Source organism: Clostridium swellfunianum, from assembly GCF_023656515.1.
Classification (GTDB): domain Bacteria; phylum Bacillota; class Clostridia; order Clostridiales; family Clostridiaceae; genus Clostridium_AT; species Clostridium_AT swellfunianum.
Map to the genome: position 1 here is coordinate 1,742,378 of NZ_JAMOFV010000006.1, position 17,848 is coordinate 1,760,225.

At 35.9% G+C, this 17,848-nt stretch carries 14 protein-coding genes and 1 other annotated feature; all 14 genes read left to right on the forward strand.

What is annotated here, in order from left to right:
* Positions 1 to 17 precede the first annotated feature (17 nt).
* The 14 genes from NBE98_RS07910 (at position 18) to NBE98_RS07975 (ending at position 17,847) form a co-directional block, all read left to right on the forward strand.
* On the forward strand, positions 18 to 497 hold the full coding sequence (locus NBE98_RS07910) for an LURP-one-related/scramblase family protein (RefSeq protein WP_250814408.1): 480 nt from the start codon (positions 18 to 20) through the stop codon (positions 495 to 497).
* 114 nt (positions 498 to 611) lie between these two features.
* Entirely contained in the window at positions 612 to 2,459 is a 1,848-nt protein-coding gene (gene htpG / locus NBE98_RS07915) for a molecular chaperone HtpG (RefSeq protein ID WP_250814409.1), read from the forward strand.
* 140 nt (positions 2,460 to 2,599) lie between these two features.
* The gene (locus tag NBE98_RS07920; RefSeq protein WP_250814410.1) at positions 2,600 to 3,943 is read left to right on the forward strand and encodes an MFS transporter; all 1,344 of its coding nucleotides are present in this window, start codon (positions 2,600 to 2,602) and stop codon (positions 3,941 to 3,943) included.
* 148 nt (positions 3,944 to 4,091) lie between these two features.
* On the forward strand, positions 4,092 to 5,468 hold the full coding sequence (gene pepV, locus NBE98_RS07925; RefSeq protein ID WP_349305904.1) for a dipeptidase PepV: 1,377 nt from the start codon (positions 4,092 to 4,094) through the stop codon (positions 5,466 to 5,468).
* Positions 5,469 to 5,700: 232 nt separating this feature from the next.
* The gene (locus NBE98_RS07930) at positions 5,701 to 6,561 is read left to right on the forward strand and encodes a damage-control phosphatase ARMT1 family protein (protein WP_250814411.1); all 861 of its coding nucleotides are present in this window, start codon (positions 5,701 to 5,703) and stop codon (positions 6,559 to 6,561) included.
* 149 nt (positions 6,562 to 6,710) lie between these two features.
* A complete protein-coding gene (locus NBE98_RS07935) occupies positions 6,711 to 7,973 on the forward strand; it encodes a DNA polymerase Y family protein (RefSeq protein WP_250814412.1) in 1,263 nt (420 codons plus the stop codon).
* Positions 7,974 to 8,075: 102 nt separating this feature from the next.
* Entirely contained in the window at positions 8,076 to 8,954 is an 879-nt protein-coding gene (locus NBE98_RS07940) for an SPL family radical SAM protein (protein WP_250814413.1), read from the forward strand.
* A 90-nt stretch (positions 8,955 to 9,044) separates the two neighbouring features.
* Positions 9,045 to 9,866 carry a GNAT family N-acetyltransferase gene (locus NBE98_RS07945; RefSeq protein WP_250814414.1) on the forward strand — a complete coding sequence of 274 codons (822 nt, stop codon included), beginning with the start codon at positions 9,045 to 9,047 and terminating at the stop codon, positions 9,864 to 9,866.
* Between the two features lie 140 nt (positions 9,867 to 10,006).
* A complete protein-coding gene (locus NBE98_RS07950; protein WP_250814415.1) occupies positions 10,007 to 10,729 on the forward strand; it encodes an NAD-dependent protein deacylase in 723 nt (240 codons plus the stop codon).
* Positions 10,730 to 10,812: 83 nt separating this feature from the next.
* Positions 10,813 to 11,055, forward strand: a binding site (T-box leader).
* 92 nt (positions 11,056 to 11,147) lie between these two features.
* Positions 11,148 to 12,539 carry an asparagine--tRNA ligase gene (asnS, locus tag NBE98_RS07955; protein WP_250814416.1) on the forward strand — a complete coding sequence of 464 codons (1,392 nt, stop codon included), beginning with the start codon at positions 11,148 to 11,150 and terminating at the stop codon, positions 12,537 to 12,539.
* Between the two features lie 185 nt (positions 12,540 to 12,724).
* Positions 12,725 to 13,693 carry a carbohydrate kinase family protein gene (locus NBE98_RS07960; RefSeq protein ID WP_250814417.1) on the forward strand — a complete coding sequence of 323 codons (969 nt, stop codon included), beginning with the start codon at positions 12,725 to 12,727 and terminating at the stop codon, positions 13,691 to 13,693.
* Positions 13,694 to 14,025: 332 nt separating this feature from the next.
* Positions 14,026 to 15,195, forward strand: coding sequence for an MFS transporter (locus NBE98_RS07965; protein ID WP_250814418.1), 1,170 nt, complete (start codon positions 14,026 to 14,028; stop codon positions 15,193 to 15,195).
* A gap of 155 nt (positions 15,196 to 15,350) precedes the next feature.
* Positions 15,351 to 16,406 carry a tRNA 2-selenouridine(34) synthase MnmH gene (gene mnmH / locus NBE98_RS07970; protein WP_250814419.1) on the forward strand — a complete coding sequence of 352 codons (1,056 nt, stop codon included), beginning with the start codon at positions 15,351 to 15,353 and terminating at the stop codon, positions 16,404 to 16,406.
* Between the two features lie 13 nt (positions 16,407 to 16,419).
* Positions 16,420 to 17,847 (forward strand): MFS transporter, encoded by a 1,428-nt coding sequence (locus tag NBE98_RS07975; protein ID WP_250814420.1) that lies wholly within the window; start codon positions 16,420 to 16,422, stop codon positions 17,845 to 17,847.
* Position 17,848 lies beyond the last annotated feature (1 nt).

A 17,848-nucleotide genomic window follows, 5' to 3' on the forward strand; every position in this document is an offset into this window, starting at 1 on the left:
AAGTAAGGGGGAGTAATATGAGATACAAAATAAGACAAAGGATTTTCAGTTTCGGGGACAATTTTACAATAAGAGATGAAGAGGATAATGCTCGTTTTGAAGTAAGGGGAAAGGTGTTTTCCTTTGGTGACAAGCTAAAAATTCATGATATATTAGGCAATGAACTTGTATATATAGAGCAGGAGATGTTTCATCTTATGCCTAGGTTTAACATATACTTAGATGGAAATTATGCTGCCTCTGTAAAAAAGGAATTTAGTTTGTTCAGACCAAGTTTTACTATAGAAAGCAGCATGGGTAATTATACCATAGAAGGAGATATATTCTCTCATGAATTTGAAATATTAAACAATGGACGTCAGGTTGCTTATGTAAGCAAGGGCTGGTTTACGCTTTCAGATGTTTATGGAGCAGATATTGCAGATAGTGAAAATCAGGCTTTTATGCTGGCTATGGTAATAGTTATAGATCAGATTCTTTATGATAAGAAGAAGTAATTTTAAAGCAGCTCGTTGAGCTGTTTTTTATGTTACCCATATATTGACATATGTAACTAACGGGTATAAAATATTCAATGGATAAAACATATGAAAAAAAGGAGGATTAATCTCATGTATAAGGAAAATGGGAACATATCCATTCATACTGAAAATATTTTTCCTATAATTAAAAAATGGTTGTATTCTGACAAGGACATTTTTGTTAGAGAGCTTATAAGCAACAGCAGCGATGCTATAAGCAAACTAAAAAGACTTGCTTCTATTGGAGAGGCAAAGATAGATGATAATACTAAATTTCAAATTAAAGTCCAGTTTAACAAGGATAACAACACTATTAAGTTTACAGACAACGGTATAGGAATGACAGCTGAGGAAGTTAAAAAGTACATCAATCAGGTTGCATTTTCAGGAGCTGAGGACTTTTTAGCAAAATACAAGGACAAGATGGATGAGCAGAATCAGATAATAGGACATTTTGGTCTTGGTTTTTACTCTGCTTTCATGGTAGCTGAGAAGGTTGAAATAGACACTTTGTCCTACCAGGAAGGTGCTGAAGCTGTTAAGTGGAGCTGTTCTGGAGGAACCGAGTATGAGATTGGAGAATCAGATAGAAAAGAAAGAGGAACCACAGTAACCTTGTTCCTTGACGAAGAAGGAAAAGAATTTTTAGATGAATTTAAGCTAAGAGAGATAATTGAAAAACACTGCTCCTTCCTTCCAACAGAAATATATCTTGAAGATGAAAAAGAAGAAAAAAAGGAAGAAAGAAAGCCTTTAAACGATACTCAACCCCTTTGGATGAAGAACCCAAAGGAGTGCACAGACGAAGAATACAAAGACTTCTATCAAAAGGTGTTCCGCGACTTTAAGGAGCCTTTATTCTGGATTCACTTAAATGTAGATTATCCGTTTAACTTAAAGGGAATTTTATATTTTCCTAAGTTAAAGCATGAGCTGGATGCAAGCGAAGGGCAAATTAAGCTTTACAACAATCAAGTGTTTGTTGCAGACAATATAAAGGAAATTATTCCTGAATTCCTGCTTTTATTAAAGGGAGTCATCGACTGCGCTGATCTTCCTCTTAACGTTTCAAGAAGCTTTCTACAAAAGGATTCTAACGTTATAAAAATTTCAAAGCATATAACTAAAAAGGTTGCAGATAAGCTTACTGAAATGTTTAAGAAGGAAAGAGACAAATATAATTCCTTCTGGGAAGATATCAATGTATTTATCAAATATGGCTGTATGAGAGATGAGAGCTTTTACGATAAGGTTAAGGATATAATAATCTTCAAGACCACAAATGGAGAATATCTAACTTTAAAGCAGTACCTTGAAAACAATAAGGAGAAGCATGAAAATAAGGTATTCTATGTGAACGATGAAAACCAGCAGGCTCAGTATATAAGAATGTTCAAGGAAAACAGCCTTGAGGCTATAATTTTAAATTCTGCAATAGACAGTCACTTCATAAACTTCCTTGAGATGAAGGAGAACGGAGTGCAGTTTAACAGAATTGACTCTGATTTAACAGATGTGTTAAAGGATACAGCAGTTGGGCAGGATGAAAATGCTTCAAAGGAATTAGAGCAAATCTTTAAGGCAAACTTAGATAACGACAAATTAAACATAAAGATTGAAAGCCTTAAGGCAACAAGAATTCCTGCAATAATGCTTCTTTCCGAGCATTCAAGAAGAATGCAGGAAATGAGCGCTATGTTTGGAGGCATGGATGTAAAGAACATGTTCCCAAATGAAGAAACCTTGGTTTTAAACAGAAATAGCGATTTAATAAATTCATTAATAGATATGAACCAGGATGAAAACAAAAAAGAAACAGCAAAGATGATCTGCGAGCACATCTATGACTTAGCTTTAATAGGCAACAAGCAGCTTGACGCTGAAGCAATGGCTAAGTTTATTGAAAGAAGTAATAAAATACTTGAAAAGCTTGTGTAATCGTAAAGAACTAAGCACTATTTTCATATGCTTAGTTCTTTATTTTTGTATGTTAAATTTTTGAATTAACTATGGTAATATGATAAAGTCTATATTATACTATTACCAAATAACAATATTATTTCATCGGGGTATAAGCTATGAAGCTAGGGGCTTTAGTTGAAAAGGTTTATTTTGATTCAAATCCTTTACATAGGAAGGATTACGAAAAGGGGAGAAAATTCTTTATTTTCGAGTGCTGCTTTGGAGTAGGGGTATACTCACTTACAAGCGGTGCATTTTTAGCAGGTCTTGCAAACTATATGGGAGCTACAGACGAGTTTAACGGTATAGTTGGAGCCATACCAGTTTTTGCGGGAGTTATTCAAATATTTTCAGGACTTGTTTTTGAGAAGATGGAAAGAAGAAAATTTTTAGTAAGCATGCTGTGCATAAGCTTTAGAATTCTTCTGGGATTGATGTTTTTTATCCCATTAGCTTTTGATAGTCAAAATGCAAGGCTTGCTGCGCTTGCTGGAACCTATGGAGTAGCGTATCTTTTGGCTTCCTTCAGTACTCCTCCAGCAAATAACTGGCTTGTTAGCTTAACGCCAGAGCATATAAGAGGAAAGTATTTAGCCAAAAGGGATGCTTATTCTTTAGCATTTTTAACTGCTATTACTCTTATTGTTGGAAAGGTTTTAGACATTTTTAAACAGGCTGGAAATGAAAAAATGGGTTTTGTTTTTATGGGCTTTCTTGTTATGGCTATGGCTGTTTTAAACTTCTGCTCCATATCCTCTATAAAGGAGCCCAAAATGGAGGTTTCAAGGGTTCAGTTAAAGTTCAGGGACATATTTTTAAAGCCTCTTAGGGATTCAAAATTCAAGCTTATTATAGTGCTTTTCATACTGTGGAATATAGGGCTTCAAATTGCAGGTCCATTTTTTGCAGTATACATGGTAACAGGTATAAAGCTGAGCTACAGCTATATCATGCTTATGGGGGTTTTAAGCTCTATTGCAAGAATTATAACAGTTCCTTATTGGGGAAAGCTTGCAGACCATAAATCCTGGATAACCTGTACAAAGTACTCTTTAGGCATGCTTGGAATTATACATGCCTGCTGGCTGTTTGTTAACAATACCACAGCACCTGTTTTAGTGCCTTTCCTGCATGTACTAAGCGGTATTGCCTGGGGCGGTATTAATATGGCCATGTTTAATATACAGTTTTTGTTTTCTCCAAAGGAAGGCAAAACTATATATCTTGGGGTAAATGCGGCTCTTGGAGGAGTGCTTGGATTTCTTAGCACCATAGTAGGCTCAATGATATTGGGTATGCTTCAAGGATTAAATTTCAATATAGGTTTTATAACCATTGGGAATATGCAGATAATATTTCTTATGTCCGGTATGCTGATTTTAGCAACTGCTCTTTATGCTCATGCATTTCTTAAGGACAATGTGCCAAAGAAGTTGGCTGCTGCAAAGGTTAATTGCTAATGTTTTTAACAGGAGGCTGTATTTTGATACAGTCTCTTTTTTCTTAATGCAACTGATAAAAAGTAGAAGGCTTAGTAAAAATATTGGTAATAAACTGAAAACTTAGGTATAATTAAAGTATCAAATTTAAGAAGTGGAGTGATGATTTGTGCTTGATGATAAAATTTTTAGTATGAAGGAAGATATAATAAGCAGTGTGCAGGATTCCATAAGAATAAAGAGCGTTCTTGATGAAGAAAAAGAGGGCATGCCTTTTGGAGAAGGTGTACATAAAGCTTTGGAGCACTGTTTGAGCCTTTCAGAAGCTCTTGGATTTAAAACTGTTAATGTGGACAATTATGTAGGCTATGCAGAATATGGACAAGGTGAAGAGATGGTAGCAGTTTTAGGTCACTTGGATGTAGTGCCAGAGGGAGACGGCTGGACTTATCCTCCTTATGCTGCTGAAATTCATGACGGCAAGATATTTGGAAGAGGAGCTATTGATGACAAAGGTCCAACTATAGGAGCTCTTTATGCTTTGAAGGCCATAAAGGAGTTAAATCTTCCTTTAAACAGAAGAATAAGAGTATTCTTTGGACTAAATGAGGAAACAGGCAGCAAATGTGTAAAACACTATGTTGATAATGCTGGAGAGCTTCCAGTATGCGGCTTTACTCCTGATGCTGAATATCCAATAATAAACGGTGAAAAAGGCATAGTTGGAGGCAAGTATAGGAGAAAGCTTAGGCAGCAGGGAGAAATAAAACTAAGCTCCATAAACGGAGGGATTGCTCCAAATGTAGTACCTGATTATGCAGAAGCGGTTATTACACTGCCTCATAGTAAAATTGATGATATAAAGAAGGCATCAGAGGGTGTAGAAGAGATAAAACTTGAAGAGAAGGAAGATTCTCTTATAGTAAAAGCTTATGGAATTTCAGCCCACGGCAGCACGCCTGAGAAGGGTAAGAATGCTATATCTCATCTTTTATTATTCTTAGGTAAGCTAGGCTTTGAAGGAGATACAAAGGAATTCTTAGATTTTATGAATAAATATATTGGGTTGTATTTAAATGGCGAAGGCCTGGATATTTATTTGGAGGATGAGATATCCGGCAAGCTTATATTTAATCTTGGAGTTATTTCAGGAAACAGCCAGGAAATAAACCTGCAAATAAACATGAGATATCCAGTGACCAAAAAATATGAAGACTTTATAGATACCTTTAAAGAAAAAATGAGTCTTGGAAAGTTAGAGGAAATATATTTAGGTTATAAGGGCAGCTTGTATGTTTCTCCAGAAACTGAATTTATCAAGAAGCTGCAAAAGGTTTATGAGGAAAAGACAAAGGATAAGGCAGAACTAATATCCATAGGTGGTGGAACCTATGCTAAGGCTATGCCTAATGTAGTAGCCTTTGGACCAATTTTTAAGGGCGAGCTCCTAGTAGAGCATAAGCCTGATGAATTTATAGCAATTGACTCCTTGATAAAGAATGTACAGATTATGGCTGCTGCTATGTATGAACTGGCCAGAGATTAAGCACATTAATAATTAAAGCTAAATGAAACAAAAATCCCTGGATATGTAGACTTTCACGCTTATCATAAAAATAATCATTAGTCCATGGATTTTCTTATTGCTAGAGCAATTCAACCATATTACTTAACAGAGCTAAAAATTAAAAAGTTAACTTTTTTCTGCGTTAAGGAAATATGTCTTGGAGATAACAAAATTACTTTTATCTTTTGAGGGTGGAAAGGGCTGATAATAAATGAAAGTTTCACGCGAATGCATTTACTGTCTTGCTAGACAAGCAGTAGAAATAGCAGAAGAAGCAACATCAGACGCAGCAATTCAGGAAGAGATAATAAAAAAATCCTTGAAAGAACTAAGCGAAATGGATTTTAACGAAACAGCTCCTGAAATAGCTTTTAAGATGCACCAACATGCTAAGAATATTACTGGTATTCATGATCCGTATTTAAGATTGAAGGAACAGTATAATGAAATTGCTGAAGGTATCTATGAGAGAATCATTGAAGAAAAATGGCTGGATAAGGCGCAAGATAGATTCGATATGGCCTGCAGATTAGCAATTGCAGGAAACATTATAGATTTTTCAGTTGGACTGAGGCTTGAGCCATCAGATATTATTAAATCTGTGGAGGAAAGCATCAACCATAATATTTTTGGTACTGGAACAGCTGCTCTGAGGGAAGCAGTAGAAAAATCCAAGAATATCATTTATATTGCTGACAATTCCGGCGAAATCATATTTGATAAGTTTTTACTTGAGAACCTTCCTGTAGAAAAAGTTACCTATGTTGTAAAGGGAGGACCTATAGTTAATGATGCAACTATGAAAGATGCATTAAGCACAGGTGTTGCAAACCTGGTTAAAGTCATCGACAATGGTCATTCTGCCCAGGGAACCATACTGAAAGATTGCTCGGATAGCTTTAATAGTGAATTTAATAAAGCAGACCTTGTTATAAGCAAAGGACAGGCTAATTTTGAAACCTTAAGCCATATTAAAGATAAGACAATATTTTATCTCATGAGGGCAAAATGCCAGTCAGTTGCTTCTGCTATAGGCTGCAAACAAATGGACTATGTACTTACAAGTTTCTAATAAATTTCTTAAGAAAATGCCTTAGATATTATAATTGTCTAAGGCTCTTTTTCAATACATAAACATTTCTTTTCCAACATACAATACTATTGACGTACGAACGTGTGTTCATTATAATAAAAATAGGTATTGGAAAAGGGATGAAATACATGAAAAATAATGACAATAGGGTTATATTTCACATTGATGTTAATTCTGCCTACTTATCATGGACAGCTGTTCACATGCTTCAGCAGGGCGCTTCTCTGGATATTCGGCAGATACCCTCCATAGTTGGAGGAGATCCCGTTACAAGGCATGGAATAGTTTTAGCTAAGTCTATGCCTGCAAAAAAATTTAAAATTAAGACAGGTGAGACTATATATTCAGCTCTTCAGAAGTGTCCAGACCTTTATATCTCTCCTCCTAAGTATGATTTGTACATGAAATGTTCAAATGCAATGGTGGAGCTTTTAAAGGAATATACGCCAACTATTCAAAGATTTTCGGTGGATGAATGCTTTTTAGACTTTACAAATATGGAAAACTTATATCCTAACTTCGTAGAACTTGCACATGAAATCAAGGACAGAATTAAAAAGGAACTTGGCTTTACGGTAAACATTGGCATATCAAATAACAAGCTCCTTGCAAAAGTTGCCTCTGACATAAAAAAGCCTGATGCAGTTGTAAGCTTGTTTCCACTGGAGATTAAAAAAAAGATGTGGCCGCTTCCGGTAGAAGACTTGTTTATGGTTGGGAGAGCTACACTTCCAAAGCTGCATAACTTAAACATATTTACTATAGGAGATTTAGCCAACTGCGATTTAAAGCTTTTAAAGGAAAAGCTGAAAAGCCATGGTCAAATGATTTGGAACTATGCTAACGGCATTGAGTTTTCCGAGGTAAGAAAGAGCAATCACATTGATATTAAGGGCATAGGAAACTCAACTACTATAGCTTTTGATGTTTCTTTAAGAAGCGAAGCTCATAAAGTGATATTGTCTTTATCCGAGACAGTTGGTATGAGACTTAGAGATTCGAGCAATTGCTGCAGCTTAGTTTCCATTCATTTTCGTACAAGTGAATTTTCAAGCGCAGGAAGACAGAGAAAGATTCACTACTATACTGACAGCACCAGAAGTATAGCTGGCATTGCCTGTGAGTTGTTTGATGAACTTTGGAAGGGTGAACCTCTTAGGCAAATTGGGGTAAGGGTTTCGGAGCTGTGTACCAATGAATTTTGTCAGACAACCTTCTTTGAAGATAAGAGGAACGTTAAAAATAGTGCTTTGGATAGTACATTAGACGGCATAAGGTTAAAGTTTGGTTCTAAATCAGTTATAAGGTGTACTTTTCTTCACTCAGGAATCAAGCCTTTGATGGGAGGAGTACAAGAGGATGATTACCAGCTAATGAGCAGCATTCTATAATGAGAAAAGCTGTTAAGCAAAGCAATAGAAAATCTTACGTAACAATATGGAATATTAAACTATACACATGCAAAAAAGTATTTTAGGAAGCAGGAGAAGACTATGCACGAAACAGAAGTAAAAGGCATCTTATCACCTCAAAATGGAATAAATATTTACAGAGGTTGCACACATGGCTGCATATATTGTGATTCAAGAAGCAAATGTTATCAGATGAAGCATGATTTTGAAGATATAGAAGTGAAGCTCAATGCGCCAAAGCTTTTAGAAGATGCACTTCGAAGAAAAAGAAAAAAATGCATGATAGGTACTGGGGCAATGAGTGATCCGTACATACACCTAGAAGAAAAACTTGGCAATACAAGAAAGTGCATTGAACTTATTGATTCCTATGGATTTGGACTGGCGATACAGACCAAGTCTGCAAGAATTTTAAGGGATTTGGATTTATTAAAAAAGATTAATGAAAAGACAAAGTGTGTAGTCCAGATGACTCTTACTACTTATGATGAGGCCTTGTGCAAAATTATTGAGCCTAATGTAAGCACTACAAGAGAGAGATTTGAGGTGTTAAGAATAATGCGCGATAGCGGAATACCTACAGTAGTTTGGATAAGTCCTATATTGCCCTTTATCAATGACACTGAGGAAAATATTCAGGGAATTCTACATTATTGTGTAGAGGCAAAAGTACGCGGGATTATCTGCTTTGGTATGGGGCTAACCTTAAGAGAAGGAAACCGAGAATATTTTTATAAGAAGCTGGATGAGAGGCTTCCAGGGATGAAGGATAGATACATGGAAGATTACGGTTATGCATACCAGCTGCCAAGTGCTAATAATAGCAAGTTAATGAATATGATGAAAAGAATCTGCAAAGCTAATAACATATCTTGTGATATTGAACAGGTTTTTAATTATCTTCATGAATTTGAGGAAAAGAAAAGGCATGAGCAGCTAATGCTGCCAGGATTAGAATAGGCCGATTAGAAAATAAAAGTAGTTAAGATTTATATGTTTAAAAGGGTTTATTGCTATACTATGTATTAAAAACGGATGGAGGGGTTATTAATGATTAGGCAGCTTACACAAGCTGATGAAAAAACTATTATGGAGTATCTTTCTAGAAACGAAATTGAGACCTCATTTTTATATGCAAATATTAAGGAATTTGGCATTGATAATAGGGAAGAAATAAGAAGGTGTGCAGATTACTATGGATTTTTTAATGGAGAACTGTTAAAAGGAATATTGCCTTTTTACAATCTTGGAAGCTGCATACCGCACTATGAAGAGGAGGAAGCTATACCTTTTTTTGCATCGCTTATGAAGGAAAATAAATTCGAGTTTTTATTGGGGATGCGTAAAATTATAAGACCCTTGTACGATGAGATTAAAGACTTTAAAGAAACTCACTCCTATGATGAAAGCTCCTACTTTATAAACAGGAACTTGAAACCCTTTACATTGGCTGATATGAATTTTGTAAATGCAAATAACGCGGAGAATGAAAATGCAGTTGATTTTGTTATGGATGCTCGTGTAAATGGGTTCAAGCAGGAGGTAACAAGAGAAGACGTTAAAAAGGCTTTAGTTCAAAAGGGAAAAGAAGAGGAATATATAATTGCAGAAAAGGATGGAACCATGGTGGCCCAGGCTTGCGTGCAAACATATACTCCTGAGATAAATCAGATTGGAAGCGTTTATACCTCTGAGAAGGAAAGGGGAAAAGGCTATTGCAAGGCAACAGTTTCTGAACTGTGCAGAAGAATTATTGCAAAGGGAAAGGTGCCTACTCTTTCCGTTAAGAAAAACAATACACCTGCTGTAAAAGCCTATATTTCCATAGGCTTTGAACACTATGATGATTATTTAATCGTTAGGTTTTTGTAGAGTTTCTGTCTGGAATCCCTAGTTTATAGGGCATTATATTCAATTTTGTGGAAATATTGCAACAAAGATTGTTGAACTATAATCTTGTATTAAAATATAGTTAGGATGTTATAATTTATTTAGACGAATGAGGTGAGCATATGAGCATAAAAGCTTTAAGAGAGATAATTGACAAATCAGACAATATAGTGTTTTTTGGAGGTGCAGGTGTCTCAACAGAATCAAATATTCCTGATTTTAGAAGCGCAAACGGCCTTTATAACAAAGACTCAGGAACTAGATATTCTCCTGAAGAAATACTTTCAAGAAGTTTTTTTACCAAGCATACAAAGGATTTCTATGATTTCTACAGAAGCAAAATGATTTACAAGGAGGCAGAGCCCAACTATGCACATCTCGCTTTAGCAAAGCTAGAGAAGCAGGGCAAGTTAAAAGCAGTAATTACACAAAATATTGATGGATTGCATCAAAAGGCAGGAAGTAAGAATGTTTTAGAACTTCATGGTTCTATTCACAGGAATTATTGTATGAACTGTCACGAATTTTTTGTTCTTGACTATATCATAAATTCAGCTGATATTCCAAAATGCAGCAGATGCGGCGGTGTAGTAAAGCCTGATGTAGTGCTTTATGAGGAAGGACTTAATATGAATGTGCTTCAAAGAGCAGTTCAATATATAGAAAAAGCTGAGGTTTTGATAGTAGGTGGCACCTCTCTTTCAGTTTATCCTGCGGCTAATCTGGTGACCTATTACAAAGGCAGTAATCTGGTTTTAATAAATAAAACAGGAACGCCTTATGACAGCAGGGCAAATTTAATTATAAAGGACAGCATTGGAGAGGTTTTTAAAAATATCACATAAAGAATTCTTTTAATTTTAAAAACCGTTATTTTACTGTTGACATATATCGCTATTAGTAGTATATTATATAATTAATATAATAATTAAAAACATTGATGAGAAGAGTAGCTGTACAGTGGATTTAAAGAGAGCCAGCGTTGGTGGAAGACTGGTATGAAGCTTATGGTGAAGAACAGCTCTGAGTTTCTAACCGAAATCCTTGAGAGAGTAGACTTAGACGCAGCCAAAGCGTTACAGATTGGAGAGTATTATATGTACTTCTTTGAGCTGGCCGATTTTGTTCGGCAATTTGGGTGGCACCGCGAATACAACCTTTCGTCCCATTACTTTGTAGTGGAATGGAAGGTTTTTTTATTTACATAATTATTGCCTAAAGGTGGTAAAAATAATACTTAGATATAGTATAGGAGGAAATATTATGGAATCAGTAGTAATTAAACAACTTTACAGAGAAACTGAGAAGCATGCTGGGCAAGTAGTAAGCATATCAGGATGGGTAAGGACTATAAGAGCTTCTAATGCCTTTGGTTTTATAGAGCTAAACGATGGAAGCTTCTTTAAAAATGTTCAGGTAGTATTTGAAAGCGATATGGAAAACTATAAGGATGTATCAAAGCTGCCTATAAGTTCGTCTGTAACTGTAGAAGGGCTTGTGGAGCTTACTCCAGAGGCTAAACAGCCTTTTGAAATAAAGGCAAAGAAAATTATAATCGAGGGAATGTCTAATTCTGATTATCCTCTTCAAAAGAAGAGACATAGCCTAGAATACCTAAGAACTATAGCTCACTTAAGAGCTAGAAGCAACACTTTTTCAGCGGTGTTCAGAGTACGTTCCTTAGCAGCCTACGCTATTCACAAATTCTTCCAAGAACAGGGCTTTGTGTATGTACACACTCCAATTATAACTGGAAGCGATGCGGAAGGTGCTGGAGAAATGTTCAGAGTTACAACTCTTGATTTAAACAATATTCCAAAAACAGAGGAAGGCAAGATAGATACTGCCCAAGATTTCTTCGGAAAGGAAACAAACCTTACAGTTAGCGGTCAGCTAAACGGAGAAACCTTTGCTCTTGCATTTAGAGACATTTATACCTTTGGACCAACCTTCAGAGCAGAAAACTCCAATACAGCAAGACACGCTGCAGAGTTCTGGATGATAGAACCTGAAATGGCTTTTGCGGATCTTAAAGACGATATGGAAGTTGCTGAAGCAATGGTTAAGTATATAATCAAATATGTTATGGAAAATGCTCCAGAAGAAATGGAGTTCTTCAACAGCTTTATCGATAAAGGCTTATTTGATAGACTAAGCAATGTAGTTAATTCTGATTTTGGAAGAATAACTTATACAGAAGCTGTAGAGATTCTTGAAAAGAGCGGTGAAAAGTTTGAATACCCAGTTAAGTGGGGTATTGATCTTCAAACTGAGCATGAGAGATACATTACAGAAAAGCACTTTAAGAAGCCTGTATTTGTTACAGATTATCCAAAGGAAATCAAGGCTTTTTATATGAGACAAAATGATGATGGAAAAACAGTTGCTGCAGCTGATCTTCTTGTGCCTGGGGTTGGTGAAATCATTGGTGGAAGCCAAAGAGAAGAAAGACTTAGCGTTCTTGAGGCAAGAATGGAAGAGCTTGGGCTTAAGAAAGAAGACTACTGGTGGTATTTAGAGCTTAGAAAATATGGTGAAACTGTTCACTCAGGGTTTGGTCTGGGCTTTGAAAGAATACTTATGTATTTAACAGGAATGACAAATATAAGAGATGTTATTCCATTCCCAAGAACTACAGGAACTTCAGAGTTTTAATAATTTTAAGCAACAAAAAGATATGCTGAGTATTGTTTCAGCATATCTTTTTTATGATTCTAACTAGGAAAAGCTGATACTGGATCGTACTTTAACAGATAAGCAGTTTGGAATTGAGTACGGAACAACAAAAGCATGTAAGCTTAATTCAAACAGTATAAAACTTAGGTTAAGGAGGCTGAAAGATGGGAAGTCTATTTTCAATTGGCGAACTTTTAATTGATTTTGTGCCGCTTCAAAAGGGAAAGGCATTAAAGGATGTTACAGCTTTTGAAAGGGTTCCTGGGGGAGCACCTGCTAATGTGGCTGCAGCAGTTGCAAAATTCGGAGGGAAGGCTGCTTTAATTACAATGTTAGGCGAGGATAGCTTTGGAGATTTTCTATTAGAGCAATTGAGTCAGTACGGTGTTGCTACTGATAAAATCTTAAGAACAAAGAAAGCCAACACTGGACTAGCCTTTGTATCACTTAGAGAAGATGGAGAAAGAGATTTTTTATTTTATCGTAAGCCGTCTTCTGATTTATTTCTTTCAGAATCTGACATTAATGAAAATTGGTTCAGTGAAGGTGATATAATACATTTTTGTTCTGTGGACTTGGTAGAAAGTCCTATGAAGGGAGCCCATAAAAAAGTTATTCAAGCTTCCAAGTGTCGGGGAGGCATTATTAGCTTTGATCCAAATGTGCGTCTGCCGCTTTGGGATAACCCTGAGGAATGCAGAAAAACAATTTTGGAGTTTATTCCATTAGCACATATCGTAAAAATTTCTGATGATGAGCTAGAATTTATTACAGGTACCTCAAATGTAAATGAAGCCATAGCCTCGCTTTTCATAGGAGATGTAAAAGCCATAATTTTGACAAAAGGCTCGAAAGGAGCAGCACTTTATTTACAGGATGAAATATACGAATCAACTGGATATGCTGTCAGCGTCCAGGATACTACTGGTGCAGGAGATGCCTTTATCGGAGCGCTATTATATCAGTTGCTAGACAAAAGGACCACTGCTCAGAACTTAAAAGAAATAATAAAAAAGCACCATGAGAATATACTTGCATTTGCAAATGCAAGCGGTGCTTTAACTACAACTGGAAAAGGAGCTATTTCCTCTATTCCATCAAAAGAACATATTTATATGTTAATTAGTAAGTAATTGCAGCCTATAGCAGGTTTCGGTATCCTATTTATTATTTATGCAGCTATTAGGTTTTTCAAGGATTGCTCCTGCCAAACTGCATAAATTTAGATTTTTTAGATAAACTGATAAACATCATTATATTAATTTGTTGAAAAATACTATTTATTTATATGTAAATATATGGTATGATACATGTGTGAGTGTACCTATTTAGCCAGCGGTACAGGGATACAAAGCATCGTTATCCTACACGTAGAGAAAACCCTACGGAGTCACCTTTAATGGAGACTACGTGGGGTTTCTTTTTTTAAAAACAAAACCAAAATTAATAAAAAGGGGGTATAAAAATGGAAAGAAACATTCGAACTTATTATTTTTATTCTACTTTTGCAGAGCTTTTGATTTTGGGTCCAGTTTTAGTTTTATTCCTAACAGCTAAGGGTTTAACCTTTACTGAAATTATGCTTTTGCAGTCCATATCGGCGGTTTCAGTATTTTTCTTTGAGGTACCTACAGGGGCTTTGGCAGACAAGATTGGACGAAAATACAGTGTTATGCTTGGAGCGTTAATGTGGGCTTTAGGCTTGCTTTTATATGTTATAGGTAAGGGTTTTATTGTATTTGCTATTTCAGAAATAACCTTCAGCTTAGGCTCAGCTTTTAAATCAGGGGCAGATAGTGCACTAATTTATGATTCCTTAAAGCAATTAGGAAGAGAAAAGGAGTATCAGAAGATAGAGGGAAAGGCAAGATCTTTTGCACTTTATGCTCAGGCTATTGGTTCAGTACTATCAAGCTTTCTTTATGAAGCAAATATATACTACCCATTAATAGCTTCAATGTTTATTATGATACTCACCACTGCGATAGCATTTAATTTTAAAGAGGCTCCAATTCAGGAAGATGAGAATGAGAAAAAGCTTAGCTACTTTCAGCAGATAAAGGAAAGTGGGAGTTTTGTACTTAACCATGAAAAACTTAAAGCTATTGTGTTTTTCACCATGATATTTTTTATATTCTACAGAACAGGTTTCTGGTACTTTCAACCATACATGGAAGCTGTAAATATACCAGTTAAGTATTTTGGAATCTTGTTTTTTCTTTTCAATATAACTGCTGCTTTCATATCTAAAAGAAGTGCATACATTATGGAAAAGACAAAACCGAAAACATTGACTTTTATGGCGTTCTTGATGATAATTTCTTTTTTTATATTGAGCATAACAAGGCAGTGGTTTGGCGTTTTTGCAATTCTTCTTCAGCAGGCTGCAAGGGGAATATACAGACCGGTTACAACAAAGTATTTAAACAAGCATATTCCTTCAGACAAACGTGCTACCATATTGTCATTTCAGAGCTTGGTTACAAATTTAACTTTAGCAGCAGCCTTTCCTTTTATGGGAATACTGAAGGATAGTACAGATATTTTTACAACTCATATAGTTCTCACCGTTTCTATGCTTGTACTAACTTTAGTTAGCATGAAATACATGAAAGGGAAGCTGGGGAAGGCTTAAGCCAACCCCAGTTCTTTTAGCGTTTCTGGGACAGTTAATGTATATATAATACAATTATATATACATGCGCAGAAGGTATAACCTCTGTTTTTTTGACAATATTTAAAAATAGGATTATACTAAAATGCGGAAAATATTCGATTTACGGAGGAAAAATGTTTAGAACTGTTGATTATAGGGATTTGAATGGCAATTATGTTTTAATAGATGTTAGAAGTCCTGGGGAATATAAGGAAGCAACAATTCCAGGAGCCGTTAATATTCCTCTTTTTGACGATGAGGAAAGAAAAAATATCGGTACTGTATATGTAAATGAAAGTACGGAGAAAGCGAAAAAGCTAGGAGTTGAGGCAGTTTCCAGAAAACTTCCAAAGCTATACGAAGAGATGGCAGAGCTGGATAAGAAATATGACAAGCTTATCCTCTTTTGTGCTAGAGGCGGGATGAGAAGCTCAAGCATCTGCTCGCTTTTAGGTACGCTTGGAGTTAGCGCCTATAAGCTTTCAGGGGGTTATAAAGGCTATAGATGCTTTATAAATGAGGAACTTCCAAAGGTTAATGAAGGTGTAAAATATATTGTTCTTAGAGGTAAAACAGGAACAGGAAAAACAGAGCTTTTAAAATGCCTTAAGGAAAAAGGTATGAATATTTTGGATTTGGAGGAAGCTGCAAACCATAGGGGGTCACTTCTTGGAAGTGTGGGACTTGGAAATACTCGCAGCCAAAAGCAGTTTGAGTCTATCATATATGGAGAGCTTAAAAACAGGAAATCTGATTATGTTTTTGTTGAAGGCGAAAGCAGAAAAATAGGAAATATTATAATACCCGAGTATATATTTAATAGCATGGTAAATGGTACTCATGTGCTTATAGAAGCGGATTTGGCTTTTAGGGCTAAGCTTATTTTAAAAGAGTATCTAAGCTCGGAAAATGCAGTTGAAGATATATTAGAGTCCTTGGAACTTCTAGGAAAGCACATAAGCCAGGAGAATATTGAAAAATACACTGAATTGGTTAGAAAGGGCGAATATCAGAAGGTAGCTGAAGAACTTATGGTCAAATATTATGACCCTCTATATTTGAATGGAATCAGCAAGTACCAATACTCTCTTAAGCATAAGGTAGAAGATGTAGAAAAAAGCTGTGAATTTTTAAGGCTGTGGGTGGAAGAATATATCCATAATAAAAATCAGCAGAATTCTTCAAGTTAATGGAGGTATTATAATGGTTCATGCAGAACAAGACATAAACAATAAAAGATGGCTTATACTTGCTGTGGTATTGATAGGACCATTTATGTCTACCTTGGACAGCAGCATTGTAAATGTAGCTCTCCCAACCATGGCTAATAAGCTTGAAGCATCGCTTGGAGCCATTCAGTGGGTAGTAACAAGTTATCTTATCGTAATTGCATCAACCATTTTAATATTTGGTAGAATAGCAGATTTAAAGGGAAAAAATCAAGTTTACCAGTTCGGTTTCCTGATTTTTTCTATTGGTTCGCTTTTATGTGGAATTTCAAACACCCTGACTTTACTAATTGTTTCTAGGATAGTTCAAGCCATTGGAGCAGCAATGACCATGTCCTGCAGTCAAGCCATAATAACAAGCGTCTTTCCAGGAAATGAAAGAGGAAGAGCTCTTGGACTTTCAGGTACAACCGTGGCTCTGGGAACAATGATTGGACCACCCCTAGGAGGAGTTATGGTTGGACTTTTTAATTGGGAATCCATATTTTTAATAAATGTTCCTATAGGAGCTGTTGCTTTCCTTTTGGGCATGAAGCTTTTGCCAAAGGAGCATAAGGAAAGCCACGAAAGCTTTGATGCGGTTGGAGCAGTAATTTTTCTAATCAGCATCGTAGCTTTGTTCTGGGCTATGCTAAGTGCCGAAACCTTAGGCTGGAGGAATGCATATATATTATTAAGCTTCGCAGCGTCAGTGGTTTGCCTGATAGGCTTCTACTTTTGGGAGAAGAAAGTGGAGCATCCTATGTTGGATTTTACCTTATTTCATAATAAGCTTTTTACCGTAAGTATAATTTGTGCCTTTATTTCCTTTTTAGCAATTTTCTGCACAAATATAATACATCCATTTTATTTGCAGAATGCCATGAAAACCAGCCCAAGCCAAGCTGGGCTTTTAATGATGGTTTATCCAATTACTGTAGCTTTTATTGCACCGGTAAGCGGTTATTTGTCTGATAAAATAGGAAGTGAAATATTGACTATGCTTGGTCTTTTATTAACAGCTGCAGGACTGCTTTTAATGTCCTTTTTGAATTTAAACTCAAGCTTTATATCTATAATGTTGAGGCTTGCTGTGCTTGGTGCAGGAAACGGACTTTTTCAATCTCCAAACAATTCGCTTGTCATGTCCTCAGTTCCAAGATATAAGCTTGGAATAGCTGCTAGCATCAATGCATTGATAAGAAACTTGGGTATGGTATTTGGAATAGCTTTTTCATTAACCTTGCTGTATAATAGAATGAGTTATAAGATAGGGTACTCTGTGGCTAGCTTTGTAGATAGAAGAGAAGATATATTTATCTACGGCATGGGCTTCGTATATAGAACTGCTGCAGTCATATGCCTTGCAGGAATTTCTATGACTTTCCTCAGGTATATAAAGACAAAAAAACAGAGTCAGTAAA